The 16,038-nt window shown below is 47.2% G+C and carries 17 protein-coding genes; 5 read left to right on the plus strand and 12 right to left on the minus strand.

All coding sequences use genetic code 11. The annotated features are described in order from the left end of the window. Positions 1-35: 35 nt before the first annotated feature. From ACR9Y8_RS16290 to ACR9Y8_RS16305, 4 genes are read right to left on the minus strand one after another with little or no spacing between them, the layout of a single operon-like run. Positions 36-515, minus strand: a complete 480-nt coding sequence (locus ACR9Y8_RS16290; RefSeq protein WP_481214304.1) for a hypothetical protein — start codon at positions 513-515, stop codon at positions 36-38. 42 nt (positions 516-557) lie between these two features. Further along, positions 558-3,116, minus strand: a complete 2,559-nt coding sequence (ligD, locus tag ACR9Y8_RS16295; RefSeq protein ID WP_481214305.1) for a DNA ligase D — start codon at positions 3,114-3,116, stop codon at positions 558-560. Continuing rightward, positions 3,113-3,910, minus strand: coding sequence for a non-homologous end joining protein Ku (gene ku / locus ACR9Y8_RS16300; protein ID WP_481214306.1), 798 nt, complete (start codon positions 3,908-3,910; stop codon positions 3,113-3,115). The genes ligD and ku overlap by 4 nt, the downstream gene beginning before the upstream one ends. Before the next feature lie 22 nt (positions 3,911-3,932). Beyond that, entirely contained in the window at positions 3,933-4,607 is a 675-nt protein-coding gene (locus ACR9Y8_RS16305) for a DUF6766 family protein (protein ID WP_481214307.1), read from the minus strand. A gap of 90 nt (positions 4,608-4,697) precedes the next feature. On the opposite strand from ACR9Y8_RS16305, the gene ACR9Y8_RS16310 reads away from it, so the two are divergent. Next, positions 4,698-5,045, plus strand: coding sequence for a hypothetical protein (locus ACR9Y8_RS16310; RefSeq protein WP_481214308.1), 348 nt, complete (start codon positions 4,698-4,700; stop codon positions 5,043-5,045). Between the two features lie 105 nt (positions 5,046-5,150). On the opposite strand, the gene ACR9Y8_RS16315 is transcribed toward ACR9Y8_RS16310, so the two are convergent. The 3 genes from ACR9Y8_RS16315 to ACR9Y8_RS16325 form a co-directional block, all read right to left on the minus strand. Beyond that, positions 5,151-6,212 (minus strand): DNA topoisomerase IB, encoded by a 1,062-nt coding sequence (locus tag ACR9Y8_RS16315; RefSeq protein ID WP_481214309.1) that lies wholly within the window; start codon positions 6,210-6,212, stop codon positions 5,151-5,153. Continuing rightward, complete coding sequence (locus ACR9Y8_RS16320) at positions 6,199-6,681, minus strand: CinA family protein (protein WP_481214310.1); 483 nt, start codon at positions 6,679-6,681, stop codon at positions 6,199-6,201. The genes ACR9Y8_RS16315 and ACR9Y8_RS16320 overlap by 14 nt, the downstream gene beginning before the upstream one ends. Positions 6,682-6,766: 85 nt before the next feature. After that, positions 6,767-7,234, minus strand: a complete 468-nt coding sequence (locus ACR9Y8_RS16325; protein WP_481214311.1) for a YciE/YciF ferroxidase family protein — start codon at positions 7,232-7,234, stop codon at positions 6,767-6,769. On the opposite strand from ACR9Y8_RS16325, the gene ACR9Y8_RS16330 reads away from it, so the two are divergent. Next, a complete protein-coding gene (locus ACR9Y8_RS16330; protein WP_481214312.1) occupies positions 7,233-7,403 on the plus strand; it encodes a hypothetical protein in 171 nt (56 codons plus the stop codon). The genes ACR9Y8_RS16325 and ACR9Y8_RS16330 overlap by 2 nt on opposite strands. Before the next feature lie 26 nt (positions 7,404-7,429). Here ACR9Y8_RS16330 and ACR9Y8_RS16335 read toward each other — a convergent pair whose 3' ends face one another. Continuing rightward, positions 7,430-7,621 carry a hypothetical protein gene (locus ACR9Y8_RS16335; protein ID WP_481214313.1) on the minus strand — a complete coding sequence of 64 codons (192 nt, stop codon included), beginning with the start codon at positions 7,619-7,621 and terminating at the stop codon, positions 7,430-7,432. A 280-nt stretch (positions 7,622-7,901) separates the two neighbouring features. On the opposite strand from ACR9Y8_RS16335, the gene ACR9Y8_RS16340 reads away from it, so the two are divergent. Genes ACR9Y8_RS16340 through ACR9Y8_RS16350 form a run of 3 tightly spaced genes read left to right on the plus strand, consistent with a single transcriptional unit; the run spans position 7,902 to position 11,214 of the window. Then, entirely contained in the window at positions 7,902-9,320 is a 1,419-nt protein-coding gene (locus tag ACR9Y8_RS16340) for a sensor histidine kinase (protein ID WP_481214314.1), read from the plus strand. Then, a complete protein-coding gene (locus ACR9Y8_RS16345; protein ID WP_481214315.1) occupies positions 9,317-9,784 on the plus strand; it encodes a response regulator in 468 nt (155 codons plus the stop codon). Before ACR9Y8_RS16340 ends, ACR9Y8_RS16345 begins: the two co-directional genes overlap by 4 nt. Continuing rightward, positions 9,781-11,214, plus strand: a complete 1,434-nt coding sequence (locus tag ACR9Y8_RS16350) for a two-component system sensor histidine kinase NtrB (RefSeq protein WP_481214316.1) — start codon at positions 9,781-9,783, stop codon at positions 11,212-11,214. Before ACR9Y8_RS16345 ends, ACR9Y8_RS16350 begins: the two co-directional genes overlap by 4 nt. A gap of 2 nt (positions 11,215-11,216) precedes the next feature. On the opposite strand, the gene ACR9Y8_RS16355 is transcribed toward ACR9Y8_RS16350, so the two are convergent. From ACR9Y8_RS16355 to ACR9Y8_RS16370, 4 genes are read right to left on the minus strand one after another with little or no spacing between them, the layout of a single operon-like run. Next, positions 11,217-11,723: a low affinity iron permease family protein gene (locus ACR9Y8_RS16355; RefSeq protein WP_481214317.1), complete on the minus strand. Its 507-nt coding sequence runs from the start codon at positions 11,721-11,723 to the stop codon at positions 11,217-11,219. Between the two features lie 11 nt (positions 11,724-11,734). Further along, positions 11,735-13,168: a sigma-54-dependent transcriptional regulator gene (locus ACR9Y8_RS16360; RefSeq protein WP_481214318.1), complete on the minus strand. Its 1,434-nt coding sequence runs from the start codon at positions 13,166-13,168 to the stop codon at positions 11,735-11,737. Between the two features lie 60 nt (positions 13,169-13,228). Then, on the minus strand, positions 13,229-13,651 hold the full coding sequence (locus ACR9Y8_RS16365; RefSeq protein WP_481214319.1) for a response regulator: 423 nt from the start codon (positions 13,649-13,651) through the stop codon (positions 13,229-13,231). Then, complete coding sequence (locus ACR9Y8_RS16370; protein ID WP_481214320.1) at positions 13,596-15,878, minus strand: glycosyltransferase; 2,283 nt, start codon at positions 15,876-15,878, stop codon at positions 13,596-13,598. The genes ACR9Y8_RS16365 and ACR9Y8_RS16370 overlap by 56 nt, the downstream gene beginning before the upstream one ends. Positions 15,879-16,038: the final 160 nt, after the last annotated feature.

Consider the following 16,038-nt stretch of genomic DNA (forward strand, 5'->3'; position numbering starts at 1 on the left):
AACTGCACAAAGGTATATAATTACAGGATTGTGTATCAATCCCGGCCAGCGGTCTTCTGATTGCGTTTAAAATAGGCGGCGCCCATTAAGGCAGCCAGTAATCCTATTATTCCATTGGAGAAAAGTACATTGCTGATCAGGAAGATCCAGAAGTTGCGCGGCATATCCACTTCCATAGAGCCCCTGTCACTGGCCATCAGGGTGCCGCCAGGGTTGGCCTGCACGATCAGGTGCAGGATAACGGTAAAGATGGTGAGCACGACGGTTACCACCGCGGTAATGCGAAAGCCTACTAAAAACAGCGTCTTTGCAGATGCCTTTTCACCATGCTGACGGTAGTAATGCCATATTGCGAGCAGTACACCCAGGAAAAGCACGAGGCTTACAAAATACCCGGTCCATAATGCCGCGTACATATTGGTCATGTAAAAGATAAGCGTCAGTATAATAGAGATAACGGAAATGGTTATACTATAAACGAGACCAACTCTAACAGGATGATGTATCGTAGCCATAATGTAACAGTTTTAATGTTCTCCTGTTATGTTTTACAAACTCTATTCCATTTCCGCCTTCGCCAGTTTCTCTATTTGCTGTATCACTTTCTTCAGGTCGTTTTTATCACGCTGCACAGGTTGCCAGAGATCGCCTTTATCCTGTATACGGTCCAGGGTGTTCCGGATATTGTAATCTGCTATACGCAGCCGGTCATTTACTTCTTTCCATTCCAGCGGCGTAGAAACCGTTGCTCCCGGCTTTGGACGTACAGAATAGGGCGCTGCAACAGTTTGGCCACGGCTGTTCTGCAGGAAATCCACATATACCTTTTTTTTGCGCTGTGATTTTGCTCTCACAATACTTGTAATGCCTGGCAATTGCTGATGGGTTTGCCGTGCAATATATTCTGCGAACAGGCGGCAGGTTTCGTACTCATATTTCGCCCCGGTGGGTATGTAGATATGCAGTCCTGATGCCCCGGAGGTTTTACAATAGGCGGATACCTTCATGCTGTCCAGTATCTCCCTGATGCAAAGCGCAGTTTCCACCACGGCATTAAAGCCGATGTCTTCCGGGTCCAGGTCCATTACCACATAATCCGGCTGATCCAGACGACTGGTGCGGGACAACCAGGGATTGACTTCAATACAGCCAAGATTCACCATATACGCCAGCGTAGCCTCGTTATTACATACCAGGTAGTCTACATCCTTACCGGTAGAGGATGCATGCAAAGGAACTGTTTTAATCCACCCAGGTATCGTTTCCACGTCGAGGTCTTTCTGATAAAAGCTGCTGCCTTTTATACCATTGGGAAAACGGTGCAGGCTCAGGGGCCTGTCTTTGAGATAAGGCAGCAAGGTGGGAGCTACGGCCATGTAATAATCGATCAACTCTCCTTTGCTGATCTTCTCATCCGGCCAGTAGATCTTCTGCTGGTTGCTGAGGGGAACATTCTTCCCGTTCAGCTTCAGGGAGCGCTCATTCTCCTGTGCCTTTGTTGTTTTACCTGTAGTAGCCATATCAACTGATTTAGCGGTTTCCTGATGCACTTCTTTTGCCGGTTTATCTTCCCGTAAGCCCAGGAAAATAGGCATCCGCATGATGCCGCCTGCCGTCCAGGCAGAGAATTTTATCTGGCATACCAGCACGGGCTTTACCCAGGTTACCGGCATATTGGTTTTGATCTTTTCTTTAAATACAGGCGTTTCGCGCCGAAGGGGCTGCAGCTTTTCGTACAGCATGTCTATCAGCTGTGTATTGAGGCCTCCTCCGCAATGCCCTACATATTTCAGTGCTCCTTTGTCATCCACCACGCCCAGCACCAGCGCCCCGATCTTCTTACGGCTGCCGCGCGGCGCCGTATAGCCGCAGATAATAACCTCCTGTTGATTGGTTATTTTTATCTTCAGCCAGTTCATGGTACGCCGGTCTTCTTCGTATACACTGTCTGCCTTCTTTGCGATAATCCCTTCCAATCCTTTCTCTGCGGCCTTTTTGAACAGCTTTTCTCCATCTGTCATAACATGACTGGAGTACTGTATGGTTTTATCATCCAGCTGCTTTACCACTTCCTGTAACAGGGCTTTTCTTTCTGTTAAAGCGAGCTGGCGGGTGTCTTCTCCATTCAGGTACAACAGATCAAACACCATATAGGTAAGCTTTCCCTTACCGGTGCTTCTGTAGTTCTGCAGCGCCTGAAAATCTGATACACCTTTGCTGTCCAGCACTACTATCTCTCCGTCCAGCACCACACTGTGCGCAATTTTCTCCACGGCCTTAACTATCTGCGGGTAGTCGTTGTTAAACGAAGTATGCTTGCGCGAGTAGAGGTCTGCCTTACCATCATGCACCTCCGCTATTGCGCGGTAACCATCCCATTTAGGCTCAAACAGCCAATCTTCACGGCTGAACGGTTCATCTACAAGCGTAGCGAGAGCGGGTTTATATTTCTTTGGCGGTACGGCTGCTTTGGCGGTTACGCTTTTTGCCGGCTGGGCTTTTTTTTTAGCTGCAGCTTTTTTAAGGGGCGCCCGGCCAGGCTTTTCCTTTTCTTTAAAACGGATGCCTTGATCTTTTACGCGTTGCGGCGTATAATCTTCGCTGTTATATTCATCTGTTACAGCGTATTTATCTTTATGCTTCAGCAACAGCCAGGAATTTTCCTCCCGTCCTTTCATTTTCACCAGTGCAAACTCTCCTTTTAGTTTCTTACCCTTCAAAATAATTTTAAGGTTACCCTCATTGATCTCTTTCAGGGCAGTTTTATCAAAATCTTTCCCATCGCCGTGCAACAGCTCAAACGTGCCTTTATCCCATATGTACACCGTGCCTGCTCCATAGTTGCCCGCGGGTATTTCTCCTTCAAAATCCTTATAGTCATAAGGGTGATCTTCCACGTGCATGGCCAGGCGCTTATCTCCCGGGTTCAGGGAAGGCCCTTTGGGCACCGCCCAGCTTTTAAGGACACCCGCTACTTCAAGGCGAAAATCATAGTGAATACGTGAAGCGTGATGGCGCTGGATCACGAAAATATGTACACCCTTTTTACCCTTACCACCTTCTGGTTCGGAGGTTTGGGCAAAGTTCCGTTTCTTCTTATACGTCGTAAGGCTCATGATGCGCGTTTTTTAGTACCACCGCGGCCACCGCCACTGCCGAGACTTGCCTTCAGCTGATCGAACAGGTCGTCGCTCTTGGTATGTACCACTTTCATTTTCTTTATGGCAGGTCGTTTACCGGCGGCCTTGGCCTTAATGATCTTCATCAGTTCTTCTGTATACTCATCTTTATACTGGCTGATGTCAAAGGGAGCGCTATATTGCTTCACCAGTTCTTCTGCCATATCCAGTTCCCTTTTACTGATTTTTGTACGCGCGTCTGGCAAAGTAAGATCATCAGGTTTACGCAATTCCTGTTCAAAGCGCAATTGCTGTAAGAGCATATAATTGTCACGGGGCCTTACCACTGCCAGGTGCTCCTTGCTTCGCAGCACAAACCTGCTTAGCCCTGCCTTCTTGGTTTTTTCCAGGGTTTTAAAGAGCAGTTCATATGCTTTAGCGCCGCCTTTGTCTGGTTCGATGAAGTAAGGGGACTCGAAATAGATATCATCAATTTCCTCTTCCTTTACAAAAGATTCAATTTCGATGATCTTGTTCTTTTTGGGACTGGCAGCTTCAAAATCCTCATCTTCCAGGATCACGTATTCATCATTGTACAAATAACCTTTCACGATCTGTTCCCACGGAACTTCTTTACCGGTGTCCTCGCTTACACGCTGGAACCGGATACGGGCATGGCTTTTCTTATCCAGCATGTCCAGGTCCAGGCGGCTGTCCTGCACGGCGCTGTATAGTTTTACTGGTATATTTACCAGTCCAAAACCAATTGCTCCTGACCAAATTGACCTCATAAGTGTAATTATTTAAGGTTAATTATTCACCTGTTTGGCTATGCGGCGCATCCACCGGTTTTGACTGCGGGGATCCTTGTTGCCGCAGATAAACGGAAAGAAATACAATTGCTGCAACAGACATAAATTCACTTTGCCAGTTCTGAAACGACTCAAACCAGAACCGTTTATTGAGCAGATATTCACCTACAGATGCTGAAGGCTTATGCATGGCCTGCTGCTCCACATTATAAGCGCCCCTGCTGCCCTTAAAATGCAACACAAATGATACCATAAATAGGAGCAGGAAAACCAGGGAAAGGGAACGTTTATAGAGAGCAAGTACAAAACCGCCCTTTTTTACAGGCCAGGGGGCATCCGGGTGGGGCTGTGGCTCGCGGTCTACCTCTTCCGGCTTATCAAGATCTTTTGATTCGGCAGAGCCCTGCTGGCGCAGCCATACGGAGAGGCAGACAAAGGAGAACATCTGCAGGAACTCGCTTTCCCAGTTCTCAAAAGTGGCTTCCAGGAAATGATTGCTTACCAGGTATGGCAGGAATGAGAGGGTAGCTGCTCCTCTTTCAGACAATTCCTCATTGTGCTCCAGCCATCCGGTATAAGCCTGCACTCCCAGGGTAAGAATCAATAGCAACAGGAATACCAGCGTTAGCCCGTTACGGTAAAAAAAGCCATGACGTGTACTTTTATCACTGTCCATATGGTTGATTTAAGTTCATTTTAAACTTTGCAAATGAAGTGCCGGTGGCATAACTTTTGGTTTTTACAGGGAGTACTAAATCCTTTTTTTATGCAAGACAAACCAGGTGAAATGACTACGCTTAGCCAGGTAATGGCCAAGATGAAAACCAAGGGTTACGATCATGAGTTCAAAATGAGTGATCACGGAAGGATGCAGTCAGTGGAAGCCCAGAAAGTATATAACCCGGAGGACCTGAAGATCGTAAGGACCTTCCGCTTTGAAGGGGAATCAGATCCCGCCGATTCCAGCATCCTTTACCTGCTGGAAGATAAGGAGGGTGAAAAAGGATATGTGCTGGATGCTTATGGAGCTTACACTGCCCATGAAGAGAGCGGGTTTGATGATTTCATCAAGAAGATCCCCGTAGAGGACCGCGAGGAGCAGGAATTATTCTAATGTGCTGATCTGTCAGCTGGTGGATGCTGATGTGCTGATGAAAAAATGCCGTGAACGCGCCAATTCATTAGCACATCAGCATTTTAGCTTTAGCACATCCCTGCCTTATTTCAGCTTCTTCAGGAATTTCAGCAATATTCTCTCATCATTGTGTAATTCTCCCTTATCAGGTCGATTCCTGCTGTTACGCACCTCCTGCAGGTAGGGTTCCAGCAGATTATTTTCATAGGCGTGCAACAGGCGCGGGTGTACATAATACTTCTTACATACGGCCCTGGTGTTACCCAGCTTAGCAGCTACACTATCGATCACATAAACAATGTTATGCTTGCAGCCTGTTGCTGTTGTAAAGGGCGCCAGGTCTGCCAGCTGGTTAAGGGCATGCACGGTGCCTGCCCATGTACGGAAGTCCTTGCAGGTAAAATCCTCCCCGGTGCATTCTTTCAGAAAATCATTTACATCACCTGAGTCCAGGCTTTTCGTCTCTCCCTGTTCATCATAATACTGAAACAGTTCCTGGCCCGGTATATCCTTCATTTTCTGCAGCAGCCTGGCCAGGCTGCGGTGTTTGATCATGATACGCTGTATCACCCCTTTTTTGCCTTTGAAATGGAAGAAAAGCGTGTTTCCGGCGATCTTTACATGCTGGTTACGGAGGGTAGTAAGTCCATAAGAGCCATACAATTTTTCATAGGCTGCATTGCCCACGCGGATCCAGGTTTCCTGCAGCACACTCAGCGCTATGGCGATCACTTTTTCTCTATCCATGCTCTTTTTCCTGAGCCTGGCTTTTAATGTTTTTCGTATCTGAGGTAGTTTTTCCCCGAAATGTAGCAGGCGATCATATTTGGTTTCATTGCGCACCTGCGTCCAGGTGGTATGGTAGCGGTATTGCTTGCGTCCCATGGCATCAATCCCGGTGGCCTGCAAGTGACCATTGGCCCAGGGGCAGATCCATACCTGCTCCCATGCGGGAGGTAGTACCAGTTTACGGATACGTTCCAGTGTATCCTCATCTGTAATCTTTTTACCGTCCTGATCTGTGTAGTATACATTATCTCCGTTCTTTACACGGGTATAGCCAGGCGTATCTTTTTTCACATATCTGAGCCTGGCAGCCTTAGCCGTAACAACAGGATCGGCCGGTAGCGTCTCAATGTTTATCATATAAACAGCTATAACAAGCGTGAATGATCTGCCGCGCATATTCCTGCATTACCTCCTCAGGCTTATGGGCAGTGGGAGTTATTTTCCGGGAGTCTATGATCTTTCCTTTGCAGGCGATGGCGTAGAAGGCAAACAGCTCGGTGATATTCAGCTCAGGCACCGGCACGGCATACCCGGTTACAGCAATGCCCACATTAGCGTTGAATAGCGGGCATACTCCCAGTGCCATCTCTGTTGCCACCTGTGGCGATACCGCATTGGAAGATTGCGCGTGAATAGGCTCTACTCCAAGATGCTTTACCTTCTGGCCGGTATTGTAGGTGGTAATGCCGCCCTGGAAAAATTGGGTAGCGCCGCTGGCCCTGCTGAAAGAGACCTGCAGATAGCCCGCTGTAACACTTTCCGCAACCGCGATTGTAAGGCCCTGGGCTACGCAGTGATCGCATATATGATCCAGATATTCCTGCATGATATTATTTAAGTGTTAGTACCAGAAAGGCCTCCAACATTAACAATGTAGAGGCCTTTTCGGGTTTCCATCCAACAAATACAGCTTATTCAGCAGCGGCTTCTTCATTTATAGAAGTCTCTGCAATTTCTGTCAGATGCTGATCAGTTTCCTTTTCCTCATTCAGTGTCTGTTCCAGCAGGGAAGCTATTTCGCTTTGGCCCATTTTATTTGCCAGTGCGCAAAGGCTGCCATAGGAAGCTATTTCATAATGTTCTATTTTTTGGGCAGCGATGATCAGGCCAGCGTCGCGTACTGCGCTGTCTTCTTCTGTATCTTCAATCACTGTTTGTCCTTCTGCGATCAGTCCTTCCATTGCTTCGCATTTTTTAGCCATTGCTCTTGCGCCCAGCATTTCAAATACTTGTTCCAGGCGGTTTACATGTTCTTTGGTAACCGCTGTATGTTCTTCTATCGCTCCTGCCAGTTCTTCTGAAGTAGCAGCTTTTTGCATCTTAGGCAATGCTTTTACAAGATGTTTTTCTGCCCAGTAGATGTCTTTCAGTTCATCCATGAACAGGTTATGGAATTTGGATTGCTCTGCTTCGCTTTTATTGCGGGAAGAGGTTCTGGATGAAGTTGAGTTTCTGGATGAAGTTGATGATGATCTGGAGTTTGTCTTTGACCTGGATGGAGTTCTGGAGTTTGTTCTTGTTGTACCAGCCATAAAATATGAATTTTGAAGGTGAAGAAAATTAGTATTGAACAGTTATGCATTTTTACCGTCTTGCGGGTTGGCGGGCGAACGCTTTATTTCCCGTTCCGGAATTTCGTCGGGTATATCCCGTTTATCCGGAGATTCCTGTGAGGGTTGACGTTCCTGTTTTCCCGGCGGATGTTTTATTTCCGGCGGCACTTGCGGGTTACTTTTCTTATCGCCCTTGTCCTGTCTCGGTTTCATGGCTTTAAATTTATTAGTGAAATAATATTCGCAATGAAAAATTGTGCGCAGTACTTTATGAAAACAAAGTTCATTCCATTACAGTCGTATTGGCAGATATTAGGTTTATACAGGGAAGAATGATTTTTACATAATTTTATAAATCCCCGCAAATGCCCGCCAGTGCTGTAGAAATACGTTTTCATACTGTGGAAAATCTTTCCCGTAAAAAAGTTTAATAGCCTATATTTGACAGAGAATCAGTAAATTCGATAGCCTCAGGGTCATCTCTTTAGGAAGCATGCATAATCCGGTACAACGAAAAATACGACTGGGCTTTTTTATAGCCTTCTCCGTTATTATAGCAGCATCGTTTTTCTCTTACCTGGTAACGAAAAACCTGTTGGATAATGCGGGCAGGCTCAACCATGCAATTGAAGTATCCCGTCGCCTCGAAACGATCATTAAACAATTAAAGGACGCGGAATCCGCCGTTCGCGGTTTTAATCTCACAGGCGACAGCTCACTGTTAGGCCCCGGCATGGAAGAAAGGATCACCAGGATAGATGAAGAATATCAGGCCCTGCGCCAGATCACCGCAGAAAACGCATTGCAGCAACGACACCTGGATACACTTAGACAGCTGCTGGATATAAAATATCCCTTACTGCTGAACGCAGCCAGGCTGGATACGCAAAAAGCTGAAAAGCTGAAGGTCAGGGAAGGCGAAATATCAATGGACAAGATTGAACAGAAGGTAGAGGATATGATGCATATTGAAGATGCCCAGACCCACGAAAAGGCAGAACTGCTGCGGTTCTTCTCCGCACTCTGGGTGCCGGTGATCTTCATATCTTCCCTGGTAGCCATCCTGATCGGCATCTATTCCTATATCACACTCACCAAGGAATTTAAGCTGCAGCTGCATATTGAATCCAAACTGAAATCCTATCAACGCGACCTGCAACAGAACATTACCTTGTTGAATAAAAGTAACCAGGAGCTGGAACAGTTTGCCTATGTGGCTTCGCATGACCTGCAGGAGCCCTTGCGCAAGATATCCACCTTCAGCGATCGTTTGCAGATAAAATACCGCGACCAGCTACCGGCTGACGCCTCACAGCTATTAGACCGCATGGTGGTAGCAGTAGCCCGTATGCGGGTGCTCATTAACGACCTGCTCATATTCTCCCGCGCCGGCCGTATTGCTCCCGAAAGCATTACCCCGGTTGATATGAACATGCTGTTGCAAAATGTGCTTAGTGACCTGGAGGTAGGCCTACAGGAAAAAAATGCCGTTGTGCATGCAGCCCAGCTGCCCGTCATTGAAGGGAATGTTACCAATTTTCAACAGTTATTCCAGAACCTGTTGACCAACGCCGTCAAGTTTGCTCACCCCGACAGGCAGTTGGAGATCAATATCACCTACCAGGTGCTGAAAGGGAAGGAGCTCAACGTAGTAAAGGAAAACCGTTGGGATGAAGAATTTTGCCGCATCTCCATCGAAGACAACGGCATCGGGTTCGATCAGGCCTATGCGGAAAGGATATTCCTGATATTCCAGCGCCTCCACGGGGTAAGCGAGTATTCAGGCACCGGTATCGGCCTGGCCATCTGTAAAAAAATTGTAGACAGCCACCATGGATACATCATGGGCTACGGATACCCGCATAAGGGGGCCGCTTTCGTAATTATTTTACCGCTTAAACAGAAAAGATGAGCCAAAGTACAGTCGCCGAAAAGTTTAGCATCTTAATTGCGGATGATGATGCCGATGACCGGGAATTGATCAAAGCGGCATTTGAAGAGAACAATTTCCGCCACAACATTAAATTTGTAGAAGATGGAGAAGAGCTCCTCAAATATCTCAGAAGGAAGGGTAACTATGCCGATGAGGCAAACCATCCGCTCCCTCAGATCATCCTGCTGGACCTCAATATGCCAAAGAAGGATGGCAGGGAAGCCCTGAAAGAGATAAAAACCGATGACTTTTTAAAATATATCCCTGTTATTGTACTGACCACTTCTACGGAAAAGAAGGATGTGGAAAGGATCTATGAGCTGGGCGTAAACAGTTTTGTAATAAAACCCGTCACCTTCCGTCAGCTTGTAGCGTTTACAAACACCCTGGGAAAATACTGGTTTGAATTTGTAGAATTGCCAAATACACGAAGCTTAGCATGACAGAGCAGCCCATACATATTTTGATGATAGACGATGATGAAGATGATTTCTTCCTGGTCAACGAATTGCTGCAGGATATATCCCCCGGGCAGTACCAGCTGGAATGGGCCTCTACTTACCCCCTGGCGCTGAAGGAGATAGAACGGCGGAAGCATGATATTTACCTGGTGGATTATCGCCTGGGACAATATACAGGTATTGATATCCTCCATCATTTTCAGCAACTGGGATACAAGGCCCCTGTTATTATGCTCACCGGTAAGGGGGATTATAATATAGACAAGGAGGCCATGACGGCCGGTGCATCAGATTACCTCGTAAAGGGCGAGATCAGCGCAGACGTGCTGGAACGGTCCATCCGTTATGCACTGGATGAAATGAACCACCTGCGCACACTGGCGGAAAGTGAGAAAAAATACTACGGCATCTTTGAAAAAGCCCATGACCTGATCATACTGGCCGATTGTAACAAGAACGTTATAGACGCCAATCCTGCAGCGCTGAAAACCCTGCAATACGCCAAAGAAGAAATGATCGGCATGAACCTGAGAGACCTCTTTCTTTTCGAGGAGCAGTACCGGCATTTTTTTGAACAGATATGTGGCGACCACGGAACCGTGCAGAGCGAATACAATTTCGTGAATAAGCATCAAAAGAAGCTGGATGTGCTGGTCAATGCCGTTATGCTGGATGAAGCGGCCCAGATCTTTCTTTGTGTAGTACAGGATATTACGGAGAAAAAGAAGGAAGAGCAGGAGAAACAGCAGCAGCAGAAATTTGTGATCACCGGGCGCATTGCCCGCGTTATAGCCCACGAAGTGCGAAACCCGCTGACCAATATATTGCTGGCCGTAAGCCAGTTCAAACAGGAGCCACCCGATTCAGAAGACAGTCAGCTATATACCGATATTATTGAGCGAAACTGCATCCGTATCAACCAGCTGATCACAGAGCTGCTCCACAGCACGAGGATGATAGACCTCCATATACAGCCGCATGGCGTTAATGAGCTTACAGAAAAGGCCCTTGAGCTGGCGCAGGACCGTCTGCAGCTAAATGAGATAAAAGTGGATAAGCGCCTGACGGAGCCGGATGTTATGATACCGGCCGATGCAGAAAAAGTGGAAATAGCCCTGCTCAATATCATCATCAACGCCATCGAGGCGATGGCGCCGGGGAAAGGACAGCTGGGGATCTTCACATCCCGGCATAATGATAAAGCGGTGATACAGATCAGTGATAACGGCGTGGGCATCCCTGAAGAAATGAAGACCAAACTGTTTGATCCTTTCTTTACCAACAAACCTAAGGGAAGTGGCCTGGGGCTTACGAGTACGCAGAATATCATTATCAATCATAAGGGGAACATCCATGTAGACAGCGAGCCGGGAAAAGGCACTACATTCAGCATCACCCTACCCGTAAACTGAGATTATTTTTCTCCGAGCTTTTCGTCTGTTTTCTCTATGGCTTCCTCCACGGAGTGAGACTCCTTCGTATCGATGCGTTTCTTTGTTTCTTCAGCCAGTTTGCAGTAGTATTTGTGCAGCACATCCAGTTCGTCCTCGGTAAGATCTTCTGCAACGATCAAACGGTTACTGGCAGATTTACTGGCTGCAATAAGCTCATTTAACTTCAGCTGTACGGATTTGGAGTCCTTATTCTGCGATTTCTGGATCACGAATACCATCAGGAAGGTAACGATCGTAGTACCGGTATTGATCACCAGCTGCCAGGTATCTGAGAAGCCGAAAACAGGGCCGGTTACGGCCCATATAATGATCACTGCCATGGCGATAATAAAAGCCCATACAGAGCCGGTGGCATATACCACCTGGCTGGCAAAGCGTTCAAAAAAGCCGGACACCCTGGCCTTATTCCCATTAGCATCCCCGCTCCCGTTTTTCGGGTGCTGCTCCTGTTTGGTGTGATTGCTCATAAATGCGCCAATTAGTAGTTTATATTCAGCAGGCGTAGCTTATTGTAGAGAGTTTTACGGTCTATATTAAGTAGTTGAGCTGCTTTCGTCTTGTTGTATTTAACCTCTTTTAATACATTGATGATCTTGTTATACTCTGCCTGTAAGGCCACTGTTTTAAGATCGTTCTCGTTGGCAATGGCTGCAAGCTCCCCTATGTGATCTTCCTCATAGCTTTGGGAGAAAGCCTCCTTCATTTCCAGCGGGAGCGTAGACATGGTAATATCCTGGTGTTCAGGTGTAAGCAGGCATGCGCGCCGTATCACGTTTTTCAGTTCCCGTATGTTTCCCGGCCAGGAGTATTTCTGGAAGCAGGCCCATACTTCAGACGTGATTTTACCGCAATTCTTCTGGAGCTCTTTCTCTACCTGCGATATGAATGCGGTAACAAACAGCGGCAGGTCTTCCTGGCGCTCACGCAGCGGCGGTATATAGATGGTAAATTCGTTAAAGCGGTGGAAAAGGTCTTCCCTGAATTTACCACGTTGCACAGATTCTGACAGCTTTTCGTTGGATGCCACAATGATGCGTACATCAACCGGTATTTCCTTGAGGCTGCCCACCCGCCGTATCACTTTTTCCTGGATCACGCGTAACAGGGCTACCTGAATATCATATGACAGATTCGATACTTCATCGAGGAACAAGGTGCCGCCATGGGCCTGTTCAAAGGCGCCTATTTTGGTATTGATCGCTCCCGTAAAGGATCCTTTTTCATGACCGAACAATTCACTCGCGGCAAGCTCTTTAGACAGGCTACCGCAATCCAGCGCCACAAACGGCTGTGCGCTGCGCTTGCTATGATGGTGGATGAGGTGTGCAACAGATTCCTTACCGGTACCTGTTTCTCCAAAGATGATAACGCTGTAATCCGTAGGGGCTACCAGCTTTATTTGCCTGAACAGCTCCTGGGCGCCGCTGCTTTCCCCGTATACGTATTTATTGGTTTTATCCAGCATTTCTGCTACAGGCGCCTGCCCGTTGCCGGCATCCCCGGTGCGCTGTTCCGGTATGGCCGGCACATTATCCCGCTCGCTTTCTGCGTCAAGATGTGCAAATGCCTTGTGCACCAGGTTCAGTATTTCATCGGGATATAGGGGCTTGGAAAGATAATCGTAAGCACCATTCTTGACCATTTCTACGGCTACTCTCACGTCTGTATACCCGGTAATGATAATGACGATGGTCCGCGGATTAAGCTGACGGATGTCTTGCAGCAACTGCGCGCCGTCTGTATCCTTCAGACGGTAATCACATAATACCAGGTCATAAGGTTTCTCCTTCATCATTTTTAACGCAGACGCGCCGGACATTGTGGTGTCCACCTTAAACCCGTGTTTGCCGAGAAATTTGCTCAACAACGTACAGATATTGATCTCGTCATCTATGATCATTATATTTCTCATAATGGTAATGTGTGATGTTGGCAATAAGCCTTTAAAGTTACGAATTAATTTATAGGAGAACTAACTTTTAACATCCTGTATCAGTTCGTCCAAATTCTTTACACTGAATGGTTTAGCAAGGAAATAACTGGCTCCTGAGCTCAACGCTTTTTGCTTTTCCAGGCCATTATCGTATGCACTGATGGTAATGATCATCAATGCCGGGCATTTCCTTTTTATCACTGGTAGCGCCTCTAAACCTGAGCCATCCGGCAGGTTAATATCCAGGAACAGGATGTCAGGCTGTTGGTGCTGAATATATTGAAGGCCGGCGTGTAGGTTATGCACGTATTTTACATTAAAGCCGTGTTTCACTAAACTCATCTGCAGTAGTCTGCATATATCCGGTTCATCATCAATTATAAGGATAAACGAATCTTTCATCTGCTTAATTGAGACTAAGTCTGACACCGGACTCAATCCCTGTTTTCTGTGTTGTAACATACTTGTGCTTATTCCATTGTTCCATTAATAACCTGGCGATCAGGTAACAAACACTTGATTCTGCGCCCTGATTCTGGTTAACGTTGTTCTTTTCAAGTCCATCGTAACAACCATAGGTAAGCGGGTTATAGATCAGCTGTTTCAGGTGGTTATTGCCCAGATACCAGCTAAAGGCCAGTCGCATTCTTTCCAGGTAGGCAATGTTGCCCGTTGCCAGGTAGAAAGTATGCAGGGCGAGCATGGTATACGCTACTTCAATAGACTGTTCACCTCCTTCACAGCTGGTGTGGTCATAATCGTCATGCTTGTGATACCAGGTTCTGTTATTAATTACCTTCATGTAGTTATCCGTAAATGTTTTCACACACAGGAAGTGCAGGCTTTCCTTTGCTGTTTGCAGCCATGCATGGTTACCTGAGATCTGCCAGGCCATTATCATGGCTTCAGGCAGCACGGCATTACCGTAAGTGAGTGATGGTTCAAACCATTTCCATTGCGGATCGGCTTCCTGCAGATAAGCTTTATGTAAACGGGAAGCCAGCGTGTTGAGTACATCCTCTGCTATGCCACCGGGCCTGTATTGCTGGTAATAATACATTCCTTTTATGGCAAAGGCCATTGCCCTCGGCGCCTTCAGGTTTTCCAGCCAGTTAAAGCATGGCTGCAATACCCGGTGCGCCTGCTGTACCAGCATGGGCGGCAGTTCGCGGTGCAGGTGCAATAAATATCCCAGTGCCCAAACGGCACGGCCGTTGGCATCTTCCAGATCCACGTCATAGTTCATGGGGTCAAAATACCCGCCCACATTCACATAGTTCAGGAAGCTGCCGGAGGGTTGCTGGCAATACTCAATAAAGTCCAGATATTTATGACAGAGGGAGTATACAAAACTGCTTTCTTTTACCGTGGTGGCATACATGCACATGGCAATCAGGGCCCGTGCGTTATCATCCAGTGTGTAACCGGACGCAGGGTCAGGCTGGTCATGACGCGAGAACTGGATCATCCCGAATTCATCGGTCATACGGTCAATATGATCGAGGTACGCCGGAGGCAAACTGGGCATGAGCATTTTCTTCTCTGCCAGTATCTCCCTAAACAAGGACATATGGGCAATGGCTACATTATCCCATATAGCGCTGCGTGTTCTTTCAATGGCATTATTGCTCATCTTTTCCCTTAGTTCGGGATTCTTTAGCAGATGAATAGCGTGCGTGGCCAGCTGTTCATGGTCTCCCATTTCTATCAGGTAACCGCAACATTCGTCCAGCATTTCCTTGGCCTGCGCAAAGGCGGTGCTTACAACCGGACAACCGGCGCTCATGGCATATAAGAAAGTGCCGCTTACGGCCTGGTGTGGGTCTTTGGAAGTGAACAGGTAAATATCTGTAAGGGCAAGATAATCCAGCAGGGCATCCAGGCTAAGGTAGCTGTTCACAAATTTCACGTGTTGCTGAAGGCCCAGTTCCGCTATCAGCTGTTCCAGGCGCCGGCGGTACTGCTCACCTTCCCGGGCCAGCACTACCGGATGGGTTTTTCCCAATACCAGGTATACCGTATCCGGAAACTGCTTTACAATTGACTCCATGGCCCTGATGGCTGTTTCCAATCCTTTATTCTCACTGAGCAGGCCAAAGGTGGTAAGCACCCGTTTGTTCTGCAAGCCGTACTGCTCTTTCAGCGCTTCCGGATCTTCCGTAATCCGCGCATGTACCCCGTGAGGTATATGCACAATCTTGTGGGAAGGTAAATGATATACAGACATTAATATCTCCGCGGAGGTCTGGGTCATCACTATGATCTTGGACGCCAGGGAGCCGATTATGCTGATCACTTTCAGGCACTTAGCATCGGGATAGGGCAGCACTGTATGAAACCGTACGATGAAAGGCTTATCCAGCAGGGAGATCATGGCCAGCATGTTATGCCCATATTCTCCGCCATAGAGCCCAAACTCATGTTCAAAGCAAACCATATCTATATCCTGGTCAGCATTAACCTGGTGCGCAAACGTGATACAGCTGTCAATATCAAACGGATCTACCGTATACTTCACGGGCGGCTGTAACGCTGCCGGGGGCTTCCCGGCTTCTTTCAATGCGCACACACTTATGTTCAGCTTTCCTGAAAATGATTTGTGCAGGGCGTTTACCAGATCCTGCGCAAATGTTGCAATACCGCACTCACGAGGCGGAAAAGATGTAACAAAAAGCAAGGCCTTATTCATGTATTAATGGTTTTACTCCGTTCACAATTCCTGATTTTAGTAGTAAACCTTTTCAAATATCAATCCAACCGCGGCCGCACAATGTTCCTACGGACCTACTGCAGTTTATCTCCTGAATTATGTAGAAAAATTTCCACAGCAGTCTCCAGCGGTCCACAAA

This window comes from Chitinophaga sp. SVR4-12A (assembly GCF_056754765.1).

What these genes read in the sequence shown, in the direction of transcription:
- ACR9Y8_RS16290 (WP_481214304.1), bottom strand. Translation starts at nt 515, where the DNA reads ATGGCTACGATACATCATCCTGTTAGAGTTGGTCTCGTTTATAGTATA.
- ligD (WP_481214305.1), bottom strand. Translation starts at nt 3,116, where the DNA reads ATGAGCCTTACGACGTATAAGAAGAAACGGAACTTTGCCCAAACCTCC.
- ku (WP_481214306.1), bottom strand. Translation starts at nt 3,910, where the DNA reads ATGAGGTCAATTTGGTCAGGAGCAATTGGTTTTGGACTGGTAAATATA.
- ACR9Y8_RS16305 (WP_481214307.1), bottom strand. Translation starts at nt 4,607, where the DNA reads ATGGACAGTGATAAAAGTACACGTCATGGCTTTTTTTACCGTAACGGG.
- ACR9Y8_RS16310 (WP_481214308.1), top strand. Translation starts at nt 4,698, where the DNA reads ATGCAAGACAAACCAGGTGAAATGACTACGCTTAGCCAGGTAATGGCC.
- ACR9Y8_RS16315 (WP_481214309.1), bottom strand. Translation starts at nt 6,212, where the DNA reads ATGATAAACATTGAGACGCTACCGGCCGATCCTGTTGTTACGGCTAAG.
- ACR9Y8_RS16320 (WP_481214310.1), bottom strand. Translation starts at nt 6,681, where the DNA reads ATGCAGGAATATCTGGATCATATATGCGATCACTGCGTAGCCCAGGGC.
- ACR9Y8_RS16330 (WP_481214312.1), top strand. Translation starts at nt 7,233, where the DNA reads ATGAACAGGTTATGGAATTTGGATTGCTCTGCTTCGCTTTTATTGCGG.
- ACR9Y8_RS16325 (WP_481214311.1), bottom strand. Translation starts at nt 7,234, where the DNA reads ATGGATGAACTGAAAGACATCTACTGGGCAGAAAAACATCTTGTAAAA.
- ACR9Y8_RS16335 (WP_481214313.1), bottom strand. Translation starts at nt 7,621, where the DNA reads ATGAAACCGAGACAGGACAAGGGCGATAAGAAAAGTAACCCGCAAGTG.
- ACR9Y8_RS16340 (WP_481214314.1), top strand. Translation starts at nt 7,902, where the DNA reads ATGCATAATCCGGTACAACGAAAAATACGACTGGGCTTTTTTATAGCC.
- ACR9Y8_RS16345 (WP_481214315.1), top strand. Translation starts at nt 9,317, where the DNA reads ATGAGCCAAAGTACAGTCGCCGAAAAGTTTAGCATCTTAATTGCGGAT.
- ACR9Y8_RS16350 (WP_481214316.1), top strand. Translation starts at nt 9,781, where the DNA reads ATGACAGAGCAGCCCATACATATTTTGATGATAGACGATGATGAAGAT.
- ACR9Y8_RS16355 (WP_481214317.1), bottom strand. Translation starts at nt 11,723, where the DNA reads ATGAGCAATCACACCAAACAGGAGCAGCACCCGAAAAACGGGAGCGGG.
- ACR9Y8_RS16360 (WP_481214318.1), bottom strand. Translation starts at nt 13,168, where the DNA reads ATGAGAAATATAATGATCATAGATGACGAGATCAATATCTGTACGTTG.
- ACR9Y8_RS16365 (WP_481214319.1), bottom strand. Translation starts at nt 13,651, where the DNA reads ATGTTACAACACAGAAAACAGGGATTGAGTCCGGTGTCAGACTTAGTC.
- ACR9Y8_RS16370 (WP_481214320.1), bottom strand. Translation starts at nt 15,878, where the DNA reads ATGAATAAGGCCTTGCTTTTTGTTACATCTTTTCCGCCTCGTGAGTGC.